The 16535-nt window shown below is 55.8% G+C and carries 19 protein-coding genes, 1 tRNA gene and 2 pseudogenes; 8 read left to right on the forward strand and 14 right to left on the reverse strand.

Features of this window, described 5'->3' with window-relative positions:
* Positions 1-56: 56 nt before the first annotated feature.
* Positions 57-710, forward strand: coding sequence for a GntR family transcriptional regulator (locus tag OAN307_RS08665; protein WP_015499399.1), 654 nt, complete (start codon positions 57-59; stop codon positions 708-710).
* Here OAN307_RS08665 and OAN307_RS08670 read toward each other — a convergent pair.
* Both OAN307_RS08670 and carA read right to left on the reverse strand, forming a co-directional pair.
* Positions 664-2613 (reverse strand): glycosyltransferase family 2 protein, encoded by a 1950-nt coding sequence (locus OAN307_RS08670; protein ID WP_015499400.1) that lies wholly within the window; start codon positions 2611-2613, stop codon positions 664-666. The two genes, OAN307_RS08665 and OAN307_RS08670, sit on opposite strands and share 47 nt — an antisense overlap.
* Before the next feature lie 92 nt (positions 2614-2705).
* Positions 2706-3866: a glutamine-hydrolyzing carbamoyl-phosphate synthase small subunit gene (gene carA / locus OAN307_RS08675; protein ID WP_015499401.1), complete on the reverse strand. Its 1161-nt coding sequence runs from the start codon at positions 3864-3866 to the stop codon at positions 2706-2708.
* 205 nt (positions 3867-4071) lie between these two features.
* Here carA and OAN307_RS08680 point away from each other — a divergent pair, with 205 nt between their 5' ends.
* The gene (locus OAN307_RS08680) at positions 4072-4530 is read left to right on the forward strand and encodes a GatB/YqeY domain-containing protein (RefSeq protein ID WP_015499402.1); all 459 of its coding nucleotides are present in this window, start codon (positions 4072-4074) and stop codon (positions 4528-4530) included.
* Here OAN307_RS08680 and OAN307_RS08685 read toward each other — a convergent pair.
* The 6 genes from OAN307_RS08685 to OAN307_RS08710 form a co-directional block, all read right to left on the reverse strand.
* Positions 4527-5438, reverse strand: coding sequence for a DMT family transporter (locus OAN307_RS08685; protein ID WP_015499403.1), 912 nt, complete (start codon positions 5436-5438; stop codon positions 4527-4529). The genes OAN307_RS08680 and OAN307_RS08685 overlap by 4 nt on opposite strands.
* Before the next feature lie 58 nt (positions 5439-5496).
* On the reverse strand, positions 5497-5844 hold the full coding sequence (locus OAN307_RS31195; protein WP_015499404.1) for a hypothetical protein: 348 nt from the start codon (positions 5842-5844) through the stop codon (positions 5497-5499).
* On the reverse strand, positions 5804-6319 hold the full coding sequence (locus OAN307_RS08695; protein WP_015499405.1) for a DUF2244 domain-containing protein: 516 nt from the start codon (positions 6317-6319) through the stop codon (positions 5804-5806). Before OAN307_RS08695 ends, OAN307_RS31195 begins: the two co-directional genes overlap by 41 nt.
* Before the next feature lie 125 nt (positions 6320-6444).
* Positions 6445-6645: a hypothetical protein gene (locus OAN307_RS27850; protein WP_144055541.1), complete on the reverse strand. Its 201-nt coding sequence runs from the start codon at positions 6643-6645 to the stop codon at positions 6445-6447.
* A 531-nt stretch (positions 6646-7176) separates the two neighbouring features.
* Positions 7177-8850: a cytochrome c oxidase subunit I gene (ctaD, locus tag OAN307_RS08705; protein ID WP_015499408.1), complete on the reverse strand. Its 1674-nt coding sequence runs from the start codon at positions 8848-8850 to the stop codon at positions 7177-7179.
* 429 nt (positions 8851-9279) lie between these two features.
* Positions 9280-9651: a hypothetical protein gene (locus tag OAN307_RS08710; protein WP_144055542.1), complete on the reverse strand. Its 372-nt coding sequence runs from the start codon at positions 9649-9651 to the stop codon at positions 9280-9282.
* Positions 9652-9953: 302 nt separating this feature from the next.
* Here OAN307_RS08710 and OAN307_RS28905 point away from each other — a divergent pair, with 302 nt between their 5' ends.
* Together OAN307_RS28905 and OAN307_RS29835 are read left to right on the forward strand one after the other, a co-directional pair.
* Positions 9954-10109 carry a hypothetical protein gene (locus OAN307_RS28905; protein WP_187292561.1) on the forward strand — a complete coding sequence of 52 codons (156 nt, stop codon included), beginning with the start codon at positions 9954-9956 and terminating at the stop codon, positions 10107-10109.
* A 158-nt stretch (positions 10110-10267) separates the two neighbouring features.
* The gene (locus tag OAN307_RS29835) at positions 10268-10513 is read left to right on the forward strand and encodes a globin family protein (protein ID WP_245541005.1); all 246 of its coding nucleotides are present in this window, start codon (positions 10268-10270) and stop codon (positions 10511-10513) included.
* Here the strand turns inward: OAN307_RS29835 and lipB are convergent.
* Positions 10498-11160, reverse strand: a complete 663-nt coding sequence (gene lipB / locus OAN307_RS08720; protein ID WP_015499412.1) for a lipoyl(octanoyl) transferase LipB — start codon at positions 11158-11160, stop codon at positions 10498-10500. The genes OAN307_RS29835 and lipB overlap by 16 nt on opposite strands.
* Positions 11161-11162: 2 nt before the next feature.
* Positions 11163-11972, reverse strand: a complete 810-nt coding sequence (locus OAN307_RS08725) for a LytTR family DNA-binding domain-containing protein (RefSeq protein ID WP_015499413.1) — start codon at positions 11970-11972, stop codon at positions 11163-11165.
* 47 nt (positions 11973-12019) lie between these two features.
* Here OAN307_RS08725 and OAN307_RS08730 point away from each other — a divergent pair, with 47 nt between their 5' ends.
* The 4 genes from OAN307_RS08730 (at position 12020) to OAN307_RS29845 (ending at position 13825) form a co-directional block, all read left to right on the forward strand.
* The gene (locus tag OAN307_RS08730; RefSeq protein WP_144055543.1) at positions 12020-12541 is read left to right on the forward strand and encodes a DUF2306 domain-containing protein; all 522 of its coding nucleotides are present in this window, start codon (positions 12020-12022) and stop codon (positions 12539-12541) included.
* A gap of 88 nt (positions 12542-12629) precedes the next feature.
* Positions 12630-12716, forward strand: a tRNA-Leu gene (locus tag OAN307_RS08735).
* Between the two features lie 151 nt (positions 12717-12867).
* The gene (locus tag OAN307_RS29840) at positions 12868-13224 is read left to right on the forward strand and encodes a hypothetical protein (RefSeq protein ID WP_015499415.1); all 357 of its coding nucleotides are present in this window, start codon (positions 12868-12870) and stop codon (positions 13222-13224) included.
* 1 nt (position 13225) lies between these two features.
* Positions 13226-13825: a site-specific integrase gene (locus OAN307_RS29845; protein ID WP_245541006.1), complete on the forward strand. Its 600-nt coding sequence runs from the start codon at positions 13226-13228 to the stop codon at positions 13823-13825.
* A 336-nt stretch (positions 13826-14161) separates the two neighbouring features.
* On the opposite strand, the gene OAN307_RS08745 is transcribed toward OAN307_RS29845, so the two are convergent.
* The 4 genes and pseudogenes from OAN307_RS08745 to OAN307_RS08755 all read right to left on the reverse strand — a co-directional run.
* Positions 14162-14635, reverse strand: a complete 474-nt coding sequence (locus OAN307_RS08745; RefSeq protein ID WP_333783216.1) for a DUF2303 family protein — start codon at positions 14633-14635, stop codon at positions 14162-14164.
* Positions 14636-14677: 42 nt separating this feature from the next.
* Positions 14678-15327: pseudogene (locus OAN307_RS31200) on the reverse strand (transposase); the annotation flags it as partial.
* 179 nt (positions 15328-15506) lie between these two features.
* Positions 15507-15782 carry a hypothetical protein gene (locus OAN307_RS31205; protein WP_015499417.1) on the reverse strand — a complete coding sequence of 92 codons (276 nt, stop codon included), beginning with the start codon at positions 15780-15782 and terminating at the stop codon, positions 15507-15509.
* Positions 15783-16225: 443 nt separating this feature from the next.
* A pseudogene (locus OAN307_RS08755) lies at positions 16226-16531 on the reverse strand (IS3 family transposase); the annotation flags it as partial.
* Positions 16532-16535: the final 4 nt, after the last annotated feature.

The following is a 16535-nucleotide window of genomic DNA, read 5'->3' on the forward strand; positions in this document are numbered from 1 at the left end:
CGGGTTGATACCGCGAAGGACCGCGGCGTACAATTCGCCAAATCAAGGAAGCCGAAATGACAAGTATGAGATCGCCACACAAAGACGCCTATGAGATGATCCTAGAGGCGATTGATACTGGAACCTATAAGCCGGGAAGTCGTCTTGTGGAAAGCGAGCTGGCGGAACGGTTTGGTGTGTCACGCACCCCTATTCGTGAGGCATTACAACGGCTTGAGACACAAAGCCTGTTGTCGCGGGACGGACGATCGTTGATTGTAGCATCCCTCGATCACGGCCAGCTGAGCGAATTGTATGTGGTGCGCGGGGCGTTGGAAGGGTTGGCGGCGCGTCTTGCGGCGCGGCATTCTACCCCGGAAGAATTGGCCGTTTTACGCCATATGTTGGAAGCAGATCGCGCGTTGGTCGGCGATCCCAACGCGATGAGCCGTGCAAACCGGCGGTTCCACAAGCAGATTCACCTTGCCAGTCACAACCGCTTTTTGGTGCAGCAGCTTGATCTTGTACACCGTTCCATGGCGCTGTTGGCGTCTACGTCAATTGCGGTTGCGGGGCGTCCGACGGACACGATGGTTGAACACGAACGAATTGTGCAGGCGATTGAAGCGGGGGACGGTGACGCTGCCGACCTTGCGCTGCGCGAACACATATCACAGGCCTTTACTATTCGGCTGCGATTGGACGCTGAGGCGGTTCAGGCGGGGCGTTAGTCGCGCGCGCGGCGGGTGATGTCGGGGCAGGCTGGGTCGGGGCGAAAATTCCGTGCGAAGTTTTGTCCCAGTAAAACGGTTTTGTGGCCAGTTCGATCACACCCTTATAGGCCGCCAGTGCAGCGAGCGGGAAATAGAAGTGTAAAGTTGGCGTCCATTTGATTAGGTCGTATTTTCCAGGCGAGGTAACGGCGATGGCCGACACCGTGATGTTAATGATTTCAGACAGTAAAAAGATGGCCGCAAACGTCAGAGTGACGTTTGTGCTTAGCACATTGTCAAGCGGGTGTGGCAGGCCCAACAGCATCAACCAGAACGACCACAACAGCGGCGCAAGCAGGAACTGTGAAATCGTTCCTGCGAACAAAAGTTGCAAACCAAAAAACCGCCATGCACCCAAATCGCGCCATAATTTCAGGGGGCTGCGCATATGGACGCCGTAAGTGATCGCATAGCCCTTGAGCCAGCGAGACCGCTGCTTTATCCAAGGCCAAGCGCGCGCGTTGGCTTCTTCTTGGGTGACGGTGTCGATGATTTCGGTGCGGTATCCATGGCGTGCCAAACGTATGCCGAGGTCCGCATCCTCAGTTACATTATGGGCGTCCCAGCCACCCAGTTCTTCGAGGATTTCGCGGCGGAAAAAGAGCGTCGTGCCACCCAGGGGAATTGCAAGGCCAAGGCGTTCGAGGCCGGGCAGCATGATGCGGAACCAGGTCGCGTATTCAACAGTGAAACAGCGCGCCAACCAGTTAGAATGGGAGTTGTAGAAATCGAGCTGCCCTTGCAAGCAGGCCACATCCTGCCCGCGCTGGGCGAAGCGGTTCACGACGATATGGATTTGATCGGGCGCAGGCGCATCTTCGGCGTCGTAAACACCGATTATTGATCCTTTGGCGAAGCACAGCGCGTAATTTAATGCCCGTGGTTTGGTTTGCAATGTCCCAAGCGGGACCTTGATAGCGCGCATCCAGAATGGCAATTGCGTCGCGGCGAGGGCGTTTTGCGTCGTGCCATCATCGGCTTCGAGGACCAAACAAACATCGAGCCGGTCGGTGGGGTAATCCAGCCGTGACAGCCGTTCGATCAAAGTGCCCGCGATGTCACGTTCGCGAAACAGCGGCACGAGAATGGTGACGATTGGCAGATGCGCCAGTTGCGGGTTGGCGGGCATCGGGCTGGTTGGCTTTGGAAAGAGATGCACGACTGCCGCCGCAACCTTAAGGATTGTTTTCAGGATCAGCGTGAAAACGGCCCAACCGCACAACACGAAAAAACTGATTTGTGGCCAGACGATCAGGCAAGACATAATCGCCAGTACAACGCCAAGGCCCCACCGAAATGCCTTTCCAGTGTTCCAGTCGCGACAGGATTCGTGTTGCTGTGTCCGCAATTCTGCATTTCGCATCAGAGCCTTATGGCACATGCGACTGAGCGCGGCGTCAAGATTATTTGTGGTGACAATTGCCAGATGGATGGGGCCAAATACCACGACCAATGCGTCGCGGATCCGAAGGAAATGATCCGGTGACGTGGCCAAAACCGTGACGCGCCCCGACACCGAACGCCACGGAAGAACGCGGTGTTTTAGGCATAATTCCGCACCAAAACGTTCGATGAGGCGCGGATCAGCGGGGGTTATGACGGGGTCGACAACACACGTTTCGGCCAACCCTGCTTCAATCTGTTCGGGGTTTGTTGATGGCAGACCGAGCCTGTGGCCCAACGCGACCGCGATCGCCACGGAACCGCGGCGGTTGACATCCTTTTGGGTAAAAGCACGCGCTGCGCCCACCCCATTGTCACCTAACACGTCGCCAGTCGCACGCGGTGCTGCCAACTTGTTTGCCAAATCGTTCTTCGCCGGCAACTTGCGTTGCCGAACCGTGCTAAATGTCAAAGCCATGAGAGCCTCTTTGCCTGTCCCGCGACCATTATGGAGGATGAACCATTAACGAGGTGTTAAAGACCGGACCGCTTTGGCGAAGCGAGCGGCCTTTAGGCCGTGACCCCTGTGCGCGCTGCCATGGCTGCCGCGAAACGTTCAAACAGGTAATAGCTGTCCATCGGCCCCGGCGACGCTTCTGGGTGGTACTGCACTGAAAAAACGGGCTTTCCGTCAACCGCGATGCCACAATTTGATCCGTCAAACAGCGATTTGTGGGTTTCGCGCACCCCGGCTGGAAGGGTCTGCGCATCAACCGTGAAGCCGTGGTTCATCGACGTAATTTCAACTTTTCCGGTGTCGATATCCTTGACCGGATGGTTGGCACCGTGGTGACCGTGGTTCATTTTGATCGTTTTGGCGCCTAGGGCGAGGGCAAGCATTTGATGCCCCAGACAGATGCCGAACACGGGCAGGTCTTTGGCCAGAATTTCTGTGATCATTGGCACGCCGTAAACACCTGTCGCTGCCGGATCACCGGGGCCGTTGGACAAGAACACGCCGTCAGGATTGTGCGCCAGCACGTCCGCAGCAGTTGCAGTCGCAGGGAGCACGGTGACGTCGCAGCCGGCGGATGCCAAGCAGCGCAGGATGTTACGTTTTGCGCCGTAATCAATAGCGACCACTTTGTGTATGGCGTCTGTTTGACGCGCAAAGCCGTCCGGCCACGCCCACCGCATTTCATCCCAGCGATAGGATTGTGCGCAAGTGACGTCTTTGGCGAGGTCGACGCCTTCGAGGCCAGCAAACCCACGCGCGGCGGCGACCATTTTTTCAACATCAAAATTGCCGTCCGGATTATGGGACAATGCCACGTGCGGCGCACCTTGTTGACGGATTGCACGGGTCAGGCGGCGCGTATCAATGCCGCCAATGCCGATGCGCCCACGCGCCGCAAGCCAAGGTTCAAGGCGTTCGGCGGACCGCCAGCTGGATGGCAACGTCGGGTCCCATTTGACAACCATGCCAGAGGCCATGGGATCGGCTGTTTCGTCGTCTTCGGGCGTGACGCCGGTGTTGCCGATATGGGGGAAAGTAAACGTCACGATTTGGCCCGCATAGGACGGATCGGTCATGATTTCCTGATAGCCAGTCATCGCGGTGTTAAAACACAACTCGGCCTCTGTTTGACCGGTGGCGCCAAAGCCCATTCCGTAGAACACGGTCCCATCCGCAAGAACAAGGCAGGCTGTTGGTTTGGTGGTGCTGGCCATTGATCGAATCCCCTGATGAGCGACAAATCTGGTCGCTATGCGGGCATTCGCACAGCGAATTTCTAGGCTTCCTAAGGGGTGGGCCCACGGCGGTCAAGACGCACAAATGACCCCACGGAGCGTTTGGTTTTTGGGCGCTTGTTTTGCGCAGCCGGTTCGCAGTATGGTCCGCTCTCGTTACTGCTCACATATCAGGGATGATGGAATGGAATTGCGCACACGGGTCAGCACGGCCCTTAAAGAAGCGATGAAGGCGAAAGAAGCTGATCGTCTGTCAACGCTGCGATTGATCACCGCTGCCATCAAAGACCGCGATATTGCTGCGCGCGGTGATGGCAAAGATGAAGGCGTCGGTGATGATGTCGTCTTGGCGATCATGGGCAAGATGGTCAAGCAGCGCCAAGAGAGCGCTAAAATATACGAAGAAGCTGGACGGTTGGAGCTGGCGCAAGATGAGCTCTCAGAGATCAAGACGATCGAAGATTTCCTACCGCGCCAGTTGGGTGAGGACGAAGCTGCGGCCGCCATCGAGAGCGCCATTGTCGAGGTCGATGCGTCCAGCATTCGTGACATGGGCAAGGTCATGGCCGTCCTGAAGGGCAAATATACTGGCCAGATGGATTTTGGTAAAACTGGCCCAATGGTCAAGGAAAAGTTGGGCTAACGCGCGCCTGTCAGACGTTTGAACAATCGCCCGTCAAGAACCGCAAGGCCAAGCGCTAAAAGCGCGAGGCCGACATAGACGTTGGACGACAGGCTTTCGTTGAGTGTCAGCGCGCCAAGGATGATGGAGACGGGTGGGATCAGCAGCGTCACGATCATCGTATTGGCCGATCCAGCGGCGGCGAGGATGCGGTAATATAGCAGATACGCGCCGGCGGTGGCGAAGACGACATAATAGCCGATTGCGCCAAGCGCTGTGAGGCTGAGATCAAATGACGGTGCGCCATCAATCAGCAGCGCCGCCGGAACCATCACAAGCGATGACCCAGTGAGCATCCCCGCTGCCGCGACCTGTGGCGGCAGGCCCGCCAGATTGATCCGTGCCCAAACCCCCGCGAAAGCATATGAAATGGTGCCTGCGATCACCGCCAGTTGTGCGACCGATGCGATGTCAAAGTTGCGCATAGAATCGAGCCCGATTGCGGTGGCAACGCCAAAGAACCCAATGGCTGATCCGATGATCTTGCGCGGGGTCATGCGTTCATCCGCCAGGATAAGAGCCGCGATAACAACGCCAAAGATCGCCGTGCCCGCGTTGAACACCGACGTCAGGCCAGTTTCAATGTGCAATTGCCCCCACGCCATCAAGCTAAAGGGAATGGCATTATTAAGGACGCCCATGACGATCAACGCACGCCAGATTTTAGGGTCACGCGGGATGGGCTGGCCACGCACCAAGATGACGCCCCAAAGAATCACGGCGGCCCAAAACACGCGGTGGGCGACGGACGTAACGATCGGAACTTCGTCAATCGCCAGTCGAACCGCGAGGAACCCTGCGCCCCAGATAAACGCGAGCACAAAGAGTTCGATCCATGTGCGAGTGGTGAGGGTGCGTTGTGCTGTCATGGAAAACGCTTAGGCCGCACAGCGGCGGGGTGCGACCCGAATTTTGTGCAAAGTCACATCACAAAATAATATGGTGTGCCGGATCGAAACCTACGGTCTGTATGCGCGCGACGGCGGTTACCCAAGCGTTGGGGTCGGGTAGATGAAATACCGCGACATTTTCGTGTGTCGGCGCGCGGCCAACGCGGAGGGCGGATTTCGTGAACTCGACATTGTAGGGCGCGTTCGGCGTACCAAAAATCTGCCCGTGAAAGCCATCATGGTCGCTGACGTGCCCGATGATATCTGTTTCCAAACCGTCGCAGTACAGCACGAGGAAGGCGTCAAGATCATCAGACGGACAGGCGATGCGCAGATGGCGGCGATCAGGGCCTGATCGCGTCGCGCATGGCGCGGTCGACTTCATCGTACAGCACCGCGCGTTCGTCCTCTGACAGGAATGCGCCCAGTTCAACTTCGCGGTCAGACCCTTTGAGGGTAATGTAGTTTACGACGCGTTCATTTTTAGGGTCGATCTTGAGTTGAACCCAGTACGGGTTGCCTTCCCACGATTTGCGCCCGCGTCTTGGGTGGATGTGGTCTAGCGTCATGCGGTCAGGCCAGATGCGCAGTTCTTCGAGGATTTCACCGTCTTTGTAGCTGCGGTTCAGGGCGTACCAGACACCGGACACAGTGATGATAAAGAACGGCAACAACCCCCACAGCACGGGCGAGCCGAGGACCGCAAGCAAAGGCAGCAAAATAATTGCCGCCGTCCCTGAGATGAACACCACGAAATCGCGACGCATCAGGGATCGGTAGGGCCACAGATGCAGTTCCGCTTCGGGGGCGTCTGGCGCAGGGTCCAGTGCAGGGTCCGGGGTGATCCATTCGTACGGCATGACTACAATTTAGGCGTGTCTTTGGCCGTGTCGAGGGGATGGGGTGTCGCACTCCATGAATTTGGCAAATAAGGCTGCAGTGCGGTGCGCGCGGGCGATCCACCATTCAGCAAAGACCGCGTTGATCACAGAGCCATTGTCAGCAATCCTGTGGCTAATTCCGGTGGTGGATCGGGGATGGTGGCAAAGCAAAGCCCGATTAAAACCGCCTGCGTAGTGGCCACAATCGCCCCATCGAAGGCGCGGATCATCCGTTTGCGATGGACGATTGCTAGGAGCCCCGTAAGTGCCGCGATTGCAGTCCACATGAGCAGTGTATGGATCATGTTGATCGGTACGAACGCATCTGCGTAGTCGATTAGCGATGTGGCATTCCAACGAGTGGCTTAAATACCGCCGTAGACACAGGTATGGCGATGATCGACAGGTGCAGCACCCAGGACAGCGCTTTTGTTAGGACCGAAGCGCTGGGTGCACGCCAAAAACCAAAAGACCCAAGCGCGACTGGCGAAGATGCGGAACGGTAGGATGGCGGTTCCAAAATAGATCGTAACTTAATTGATGTCATCGAAGGCGCAATCGAAGCTGCCTGTTTGGTCAGAAAACCAGTTCGCGGGATCAACAATGAAACTTGCGGTGAGCAGGGACAGGGCGATCCAAAGGGTCAGCCCAATGCCGTAAACGCAAGCCACCGTAAACGCCAAGCGGACAATACCTAGCCCAAAGAGCTGCGTGATTAAGGGTGCGGCGAGAAAGGCCGCGCGTGGTGCCCAGAGTACTATTTAGCATTTCTGCTAGAAAAAAGGGCCCCGGCGTTTCCGCCGAGGCCCTATGATCAGTCAGACCTAATGGCCCGTTTAGTGCGAATGCTGCTTGTCCCAGTCGGACTGTTTTGGCAGCGTTTCGAACGTGTGCTCCGGTGGTGGGGACGGCAGGGTCCATTCCAGCGTATCAGCAAATTCGCCCCACGGGTTCGGTTCTGTCGCGTTCTTCGGGCTCAGCAGTGTCTTGAAAAGAATGACGATGAAGAACAGGAAGGATGCGAATGACAGGAACGCGCCAAGCGACGATACATAGTTCCATGTCGCAAACGCTTCTGAGTAGTCGATGATGCGGCGTGGCATGCCGTTACGACCAAGGAAATGCTGCGGGAAGAACGTGATGTTGGCGCCAATGAACATCATCCAGAAGTGCGTGTGACCTGCCCATTCGGGGATCATGCGGCCCGACATTTTCGGCAGGTAGAAATAGATACCTGCGAAGATGCCAAACACCGCGCCCAGCGACATCACGTAGTGGAAGTGAGCCACCACATAATAGGTGTCGTGATACGCGCGGTCGACCCCAGCCTGTGACAGCACAATGCCGGTCACACCGCCAGCTGTGAACAGGAAGATAAATCCGAGCGCCCACATCATGGGTGTTTTGAATTCAACGGACCCGCCCCACATTGTCGCGATCCAGCTAAAGATCTTAACGCCCGTGGGCACCGCAATGACCATCGTTGCCAGCATAAAGTAGGATTGCTGCGTAAGGGACATGCCGACTGTGTACATGTGGTGCGCCCACACAACAAAGCCGAGCGCGCCAATGGCAACCATTGCGTAAACCATCGGCAGGTAGCCGAAGATCGGTTTTTTTGAAAACGTTGATACGATGTGGCTGACGATGCCGAACGCAGGCACCACGACGATATAAACCTCGGGGTGGCCAAAGAACCATAGGATGTGTTGATACAGGACCGGATCACCACCGCCAGCAGGATCAAAGAAGGTCGTGCCGAAGTTGCGATCCATCAAAAGCATGGTGATTGCACCAGCCAGAACGGGCAGCGCCAAAAGGATCAGCCAGGCGGTCACAAAGATCGACCATGAAAACAGCGGCACCTTGTGCAACGTCATGCCGGGTGCGCGCATGTTCAGGAACGTCGTGATCATGTTGATCGCGCCAAGAATAGACGACGCACCGGACACGTGGACCGCGAAGATCGCAAGGTCCATGGAAATGCCGGTTTCCGACGTCGATAGCGGCGGATACATAACCCAGCCGACGCCAGATCCTGCCTGACCGTTACCACCGGGTGCCAGAATAGACGCGACACCAAGGGCAACACCGGCGCAGAACATCCAGAACGACAGGTTGTTCAGGCGCGGGAACGCCATATCGGGCGCGCCGATTTGCAGCGGCATAAAGTAGTTGCCAAAACCACCGAAAAGCGCGGGAATAACAACAAAGAACATCATCAGGATGCCGTGGTACGTGATCAACACGTTCCACAAGTGACCGTTCGGGGTACATTCACTCAATGCTGCGGGGAACAGACGTGCGCCTTCAAGGCACATGTACTGCACGCCGGGGTGCATAAGTTCCATGCGCATGTAGACGGTGAAACTTACGGACAATAACCCGACGAAACCCGACACGAACAGGTACAAAATACCAATGTCTTTGTGGTTTGTGGACATAAACCAGCGGGTAAAGAACCCGCGGTCGTCTTCGTGTCCATGGTCGTTGACGGCTGCGTCTACCATGTGGTGCTCCCTGCGATCGATGGCATTTTCTGAAAGGTGAGCGGACTCATCCTTTGGCTTAGACTGGTTTTAGGGCGCAGGGGGGGGCAGGGCAACAGTCCTTTCGCAGGTTAGCATGGGTAAAATTGGCGCAGGTGGACGTGCGGCGCACATCTGACAACAGGAACTGTCCATTTCAAGAATTTGGCCCATTCAGGAATTCGGCTTATTCAACAACTTGCACAGCGGTGTAGCCGCCGGTGCCGCCAATCCCCTTCGCGTGGACTATCCGGCGATTGCACAGAGCATGGAGACAGGCCCAAAAACAGGACTATGATCAAGCCATGTATCATTCTTCGGTCTCCCCATCATAAAAATAGGGGCCTGCGCGAAACCGATGGGTGCTTGATGTCCGTGATAACGCTGGCCATCCGTTCAAGCCAAAGCGCGTCAAGTTGTGTGATCGCTGCTGGCGACAGGGACATAGGATTTCGCACACAGGCGCTCATACCCGTTGTCTTCTTTGATAGTACCAGCGCGCAAGAGCATATCCAGAAACGTACGTGGGGCAGACGTCTTTGCGCACGCTTTGTGCCAGCTGTGCAAAGCTGTCGCTTTTGCCCTGAACAGGTATTGCGACGGGGTCGCAGGCAGGATCGTCCAACCACAGGGCAACAATTTCGGTGAGGGGCTGGCCTTGCTGGTTTCGGCCTGTTCAGCCGCGACATTCGTGGCCGATGCCCCATCTGTTCGCGCAGCGCAGGAAGCGCCCGCATACTTTGAATTGCCCGCCCGCTTTGCCATCGCGCGTCTGGTGTACAATCAATTGGAATCGGTGAATGCGGCGAAAGCCGTTTGCGGCTGTAACATCGCAGATTTTACGGGCAGCCCAGCCAGAGGTCGCGTCCCTGTTGCGCGGTGTCATTGCGCGACAACATTAAGTGTGCGCAATTGCGCTGCACCCAAGCAGTAAGGTCACATGGGGGTACAACAGTCGTGCATTCAATTCGCCGATGGCGTGGTCTCTAATTTTATCAAGATGCATGCGTCAAATTGGCATTTGCAATGCGCATTATAGCGGCGGTATTTAATTCACATTACAGAAACTGTTTTAAGGAGGCGTTATGACCCTCACTGATATCATTCTCTGGCCTGGCACGAAAATCTGCCAACGCTTGGGTGTCGACCCTGAGGCCGACCAAGGCCTGATCCGGTCCATGTTCAATATGCTGGTTTATCTGATTATTATTCTGGCGATTATGTGGATGATTTTGGGGTGACCACCCCGTAAAAATTGACCTGACGGCAGCGCATATTAACGACGTTGTGGCAGCATTTATGCCAAAGTGCGCCGTGATCCGACCCTCGGGCCTTTTTTTGCCGATAAAGTCAGCGATTGAACCAGCCAAGAGGCAAAGATCGCTGAATCTGGCGCAACGTGATCCTCCATAAGCGGTCTTATTGCGGCAATCCGATGCGCAAATATATGCAGGCGGGCACTGTCAAAGACGGACATTTCCCGATCTGGTTGGCGCTGTTTGGCGGCATGCTGGCCGCACACTTGCCCGTTGATGTTGCGGCTGGATGGTCCGCATGGGCGCACCGGATCGGTGCGGGATTGCGGTTTGGTTTGACGTTGGAAAATAGTGGCGGCGCCCCGAACCTGCGTTACGACGTGCCATAGGGGGTGACGCTGCCCGCAAATGTTTTGCGCAAGGCCACATCCACGTCGTCCATGGTGACGGGCAGACCGAGATCCACCAGCGACGTGACCCCGTGTTCCGTGATGCCACACGGCACGATGCCGCTAAAATGCCCCAGATCGGGTTCGACGTTTATCGACAACCCGTGAAAGCTGATCCATTTGCGCAGCCGAATACCGAGGGCGGCAATTTTGTCTTCTGCAGGTTGGCCAAAGGCATCCAATGGTTTGTCACGGCGTTGCACCCAGACCCCCACGCGCCCGTCGCGGATTTCACCTGTGACGTTAAATTCCGCCAACGTCGCAATCACCCAGTGTTCGAGGTCTTGAACAAAGCGGCGCACGTCATGGCCGCGCTTTCCAACGTCCAGCATTACATAGGCGACCCGCTGGCCCGGCCCGTGATAGGTGTATTGCCCGCCGCGTTTCGATGTGTGGACCGGAAAGCGGTCTGGTTCCACCAAATCTGCAGGCTTGGCGGACGTTCCTGCGGTATAAAGTGGTGGATGTTCGACTAACCAGATACATTCATTTGCCGTGCCTTGGTGAATAGCATCGGCGCGCGCTTCCATGAAAGTAACGGCGTCGCTGTAATCGGTCAGCCCGTCTGTGGTGATCCAATCTAGCATGTTTATCGGGGCAGCAGCCCAGCCCCCTTGATGACGGGAACATTGGCGCGGCTTACAGGAATGTCGGGGCCATGCGCCATGGTCAGGATGGCACCATCACCTTTGCGCGTGGCGGCAGTGACGTGGGCCGTGGCAATCCAATGGGATCGGTGGACGTGCAAGCCTGCGGTGGCACCAACCTCGCGGATCGCATCCACCAATCGCATAAGCACCAAATCTTCGCCCAGCGTTGTCCTGATCCGCACATAATGGTCTTCCACCGACAGCGCCACGAGGGGCGCGCGTTTGTGCAGCGGCAAACGGTCAAGGAGGGCGGGAGCGCGCTGAGTTTCGGGCGTTTGTTCCGTGCTGTCGTTTGCGAAGTAAAACACAGATGTAAAAATAGATGAGATCAACACAATATTGCCCGCAATGATCGCCAGATCGCGCCCCGTGGCCCAATAACTGACCGCCAATCCCTTGAGCAGATAGACAACGGCCATGACGCCGATCGCCGTGAGCGGGGCGGCGATCAGGATGCGGCGCAGAAGGCTGGCATCTTTGCCGGCCCAGCGATCTGCCAGAATATTGCCGAAATAACCAACGCTGTAGCAGGCCACGACAATGACGCCCCAATAGGCGAAGCGCGGCAAGGCGCGCAGGGTGTCGTCCGTGTCGAACGGGCCAATCAATGCGAGGATCGCGGTGGCGCCAAGAAAGCTCACGGCGCGTACGGGCAGGGCCATATGGACCCACCATTCACGAAGCGCGGAATGCGGTGCGGTGTTGTTCACGTAAACGTCCCGCTGTTCGCCGCATGGGGTGTTGGCCAATTTAAGTGCATCGGCAAGAGATAGGCAACTTCAACGCAATAGCCAATGTGAAAGACTATGAAATGTCCCTTGATCCGTTTCTGTTCGCCCCTGTGCATATCCAATTTCATATCATTGCTGCGATAATGTCTGTCGCGATCGGGCCAATTGCGCTGTATCGAAAGCGCCGTGATCGGGTGCATAAGATTGTCGGCTACACGTGGGTTGTGGCGATGGTGTCCGTCGCGGTGAGCGCGTTTTTCATTCATACCTTTGCGCTTATTGGGCCGTTTAGTCCGATCCATGGGCTGGCGGTTGTGACGTTGTGGTCGCTGTGGGCAGGGGTCAAGCATGCGCGCGCGGGGCGGATCACGGCGCATAGACGGACGTTTCGCAGTCTGTACTGGTTTGGGTTGATGATCGCGGGGCTGGCGAATTTCCTGCCGGGGCGGATGGCCAATGAAGCGCTGTTTGGTGGCAATGATGACCTTGGTTGGATCGTGATCGGGGTCGGCGCTGCGGCCCTGATTGCGATTGCACGGGCAGGGCGCAGCACCGCGCGCCAAAAACTGGCAGCGCTGCGCGGATAAGCGTGCGCCAGCATTCGTCACAACGTGCGCATTTTACGCTTGAGGTGGCGGCAACGCTTCGCTAAGTGCCACTCACGCTTTCAGACCTGCGGTCGTGGCGGAATTGGTAGACGCGCAGCGTTGAGGTCGCTGTGAAGTAACATTCGTGGGGGTTCGAGTCCCCCCGACCGCACCAAGCGATGTATTACGTGGCGCGCGAAATGTGCGTTTACCCTTATAAAACAAGCAAAATATTGATTTGATGATTGCACCATGTATGTGGCTGCGTGCTATGTTTTCGTTTAAATCACGCATAGATCACGCATCCATTACGCACTGGGGACGATTTGGCGCGTATCAGACCACATAAGGGACGTTGGCGGGCAGAAGTGTTGAAGGGCGGCGTTCGCAAGTCTAAAGTGTGCGATACCAAGCGTGCCGCGCAGGATTGGGCAGACCAAGCTGAATATGAAGGTCGTAACGGGGCAGAAGCGGTGAACCGTCACACTGTGGGTGGGGCGTTCGATCTTTACGCTCGGATAGTATCACCTGCAAAACGGGACGCTCGGTGGGAGGTCATACGACTTGAGAAGTTCCGGTGGGATGAATTGGCTGCTCTACGTGTGTCAAACGTCACTGCAGCCGACGCAGCTGACTGGCGAGACAGGCGGTTGCACGAGATAATGGGCGTCGGTCCGTCGTGAAATGCAGCTGATGTCGTCGGTGTTCAGCATTGCCCGCAAAAAATGGGGTTGGATACGTGCATCGCCTATAGTGGATGTGCGCAAACCACCGCAATCGCCACGACGCAACAGGTTGGTGACTGACGACGAATTGGCAGCGCTGGCAATATCGGCGGGGTCTGATCCTGCCAACGCTACGGCTCGGGCGTTCATGGCGTTCCGGTTTTTTATTGAAACGGGGATGTGTGCCGGGGAAGTCATTGGGCTGGAATCGTCGTGGGTAGATTTAGTTCGCCGCGTTGCGCACTTGCCTAAGACTAAAAACGGCGAAAGCCGCGACATGCCTTTGTCGTCGGTGGCTGTGTCTATTCTTGAAAAATTAAAAGGCGATCCGGTGTTTGGGCTGCGATCTGACAATCTTGACGTCTTATGGCGAAAGCTGCGCGACCGGGCGGGTGTCGAGGGTTTGACCTATCATGATTGCAGGCATGTCGCGATCACACGTCTGGCAAAGAAACTGGATGTGCTAGACCTTTCACCGGTTGTCGGACATCGGGATATTCGAATGTTGCTGACTTACTGTGAGGCTGACGCGGAGGCGCAGGCAAAGCGTCTAGATTGAGTTGGACTTGAAACGATAGGGTCGCGCCCTGTACGCAGGACTTCTTGCCAGAAGACGCCCAACGCCAAATGGTGGCTGCTGACTTTCCTTTGATCTTGGCAACCTGCTCGACGGTCAATTCATCGACCAACGGCGTCGCAGCTTGCAGGGTCATGCCTTCAATCAGCTTTGTCAGGTGGGTGTTATTTGCGCGCATCGCTTGGATACCAAGGAAGTCTTCTGATGTCATTTTGTAGCCTCTTCGACGTTCTGGTGGATGACATCAGATTTTGTGACATCAACCCAAGGGTTCTTGGCCCATTTGATCTTTGATTGTTCAGCCATTCGGTGCCCCTTTTATTCAGTTCTGGTTTCCGTCACTGACCCTTGTTCCCAACGGTCAGAAAGAGAAATCAAGCTTCTGGTGTGCCCATGAATGTGGGCAATTCTGTCGCTTTCGTCGACTGCCTCTTTGAATGCGGCTTCAAAGGCTTTCTCGGGGTTGTAAATCGACATGATGAACTTCACGGACCCACCGGATTTGTGATACCGGAAGCGCACTGGCATGCGGTAAGGCGCGCCGCCCATGAACACTGGGATCGCGATGATGATTAGGTTGGGGATGTTCAGTGGCTTGCCGTCAGCGCCTTTGTGCTCGTTTAGGAATTGGTTTTCCGATTCACCGGTGTCGCGGTTTGTGCTGACCTTCAGATCACTGCTTTCGATGACTTGGAACTGCTTTGACATCGCCAACAGCTGCGTCAGTTGGCCATAGCGGCCTTCGATTTGCTGTGCTGTCTTGATGAGGCGATTAGAGGTGGTCCCAGTAATTCGACCAGTTTGCGGCCAACTTAAGGTGGATCAGGGTTTCATTTAGGCTGCTGATCTCATTGGTTCTATTTTTCTGTCATAGGCTTCATCTGGGGTCAATATTCCGTGCGTGGAATGTGGCCGTTCTGCGTTGTAGTACGCAATCCATTTTTCAATCCCGGCGCGTGTTTCTGAACCGGTTTCAAATGCATTGAGATAGATGCATTCATATTTCAGGGAGCGCCAAAGTCGTTCGATCATCCGGTTGTCCGTTGCCCGGCAGTGGTTTGCTCGCAAACCATGAGAGGGGGGCCAGCGACCTTTACCGTCCATGCACTGCCCGGCAGCGCATGTTTACATGCGTGAGAGGGGATATCCTTACGTCCGCATCCTTCAGTGCATTTATCCATTCAAAGCCAGTGAACTGACTGCCCTGATCCGTTGCCCGGCAGGGTTATGCGCAGCATGATCCCGAGAGGGGCTGTTCATTATCGCTGGTTTCCCATATTTTGCGATGGCCTCTTTCAGGGCTTCAACGCAAAAGTCAGCCTCCCACTGCCCGGCAGTGGTTTGCAAAGCAAACCGTGAGAGGGATGCTGTTTGACAAACGCCAACTGATAACTTTACGGCTGAACCAGTCCACTCCTCTCGGCGTTTGCTACGCAAAAGCCTGCCGGGCAAAGGATCGCGACCAGATACAGAAATCCGCGCCGCCTCGCTGCCCGGCAGTTGATTGCAAAGCAATCAATGAGAGGGGGGATGTAGGTAATATCAACGCACCAGACCTGATTTGGCCGATCAATCGTCAGCCCCCGGAGCAGGTAAGGATAAATCTTATGCTGGGGGTGTTTCTTGCTCGTGTTTGGCGTCTGATAAATAGGAACCAATCGCATCAGGCGGCGAACGCGATGGCGACCGCATGTGTGACCATGACGCTGCATGTGTCGTGCCATTCATTGACCGGCAGGGTATTGCGCAGCAATGTCCCGAGAGGTTGCCGAGATCCATACCATGGCGTTTCTAAGAACTGCTTGTCGATCAATTCCATGAACCGCAGGTTCTCAGCACTCTCGCCTTTTGGAGCGTAATACAGATTTGAACGTGCCAGCGACAGCATCTGGCATTGCCGTCGCACGCTGACCTTCGGATGGTTTCTTTCAATGCACATCTGCCTGCGATCCTTGCTCAACGATCCCAGGCGCGTTTCAAAAAATCGCGCTCCACCACCAACTGACCAATCGTGGAATGAAGTTTGTCTATCGCGGCGTCATCGACCTGCGCTGGATCACCGCCTCGTTTAGAAAACCCCGCAGCGATATTCTTAATCGCGGCGCGCTTCCAAGTCCCAATCTGCGTAGTCTCTCAGTGTTTGCAAGCAAACACCTGCCGGTAATAGATGCACGCCGTATTTTTTCGATAACTCCGCCATTGTCATTTCTTCGCGGATCGCTTCAAGCGCAACCTTGGCCTTGAAATCCCCCTCTCATCGTTTGCAAGCAAACAACTGCCGAGCAGTGGGACGAATGGTTCTTTCGTTTCGTCATTTTGGATTATCTCTTTCACAAGTTGATCCACCATTAACTAATGGTCCGAATTCCCGCGACCACCTCTGTAATTCCGGTCCAGCGTGTTATCTGCAGCCACGGCTGGCTTCCCGCCCTGTCGACCAAGGCGGCGTTTGTAGCCAATTTGTGCTGTGATCCCTGCGAGGCTGGCCAAACGCGCAACACGGTTCTCTGAACATGTCTCACCTTGATCAAGCAGATCATCTACTGCCCGGCAGTGGTTTGCTTGCAAGCCATGAGAGGGATGCAACTTGCGGTATCCATAGACCTTGCCACTATTAGTCCATGCTTGCTGGATTAGATCCGTCTGTCGCACATCTTCAAGCCCACGCTGGCTCACCGGCTCCTTAAGCGAC

The sequence above is a fragment of the Octadecabacter antarcticus 307 genome (genome assembly GCF_000155675.2).
Classification (GTDB): Bacteria; Pseudomonadota; Alphaproteobacteria; order Rhodobacterales; family Rhodobacteraceae; genus Octadecabacter; species Octadecabacter antarcticus.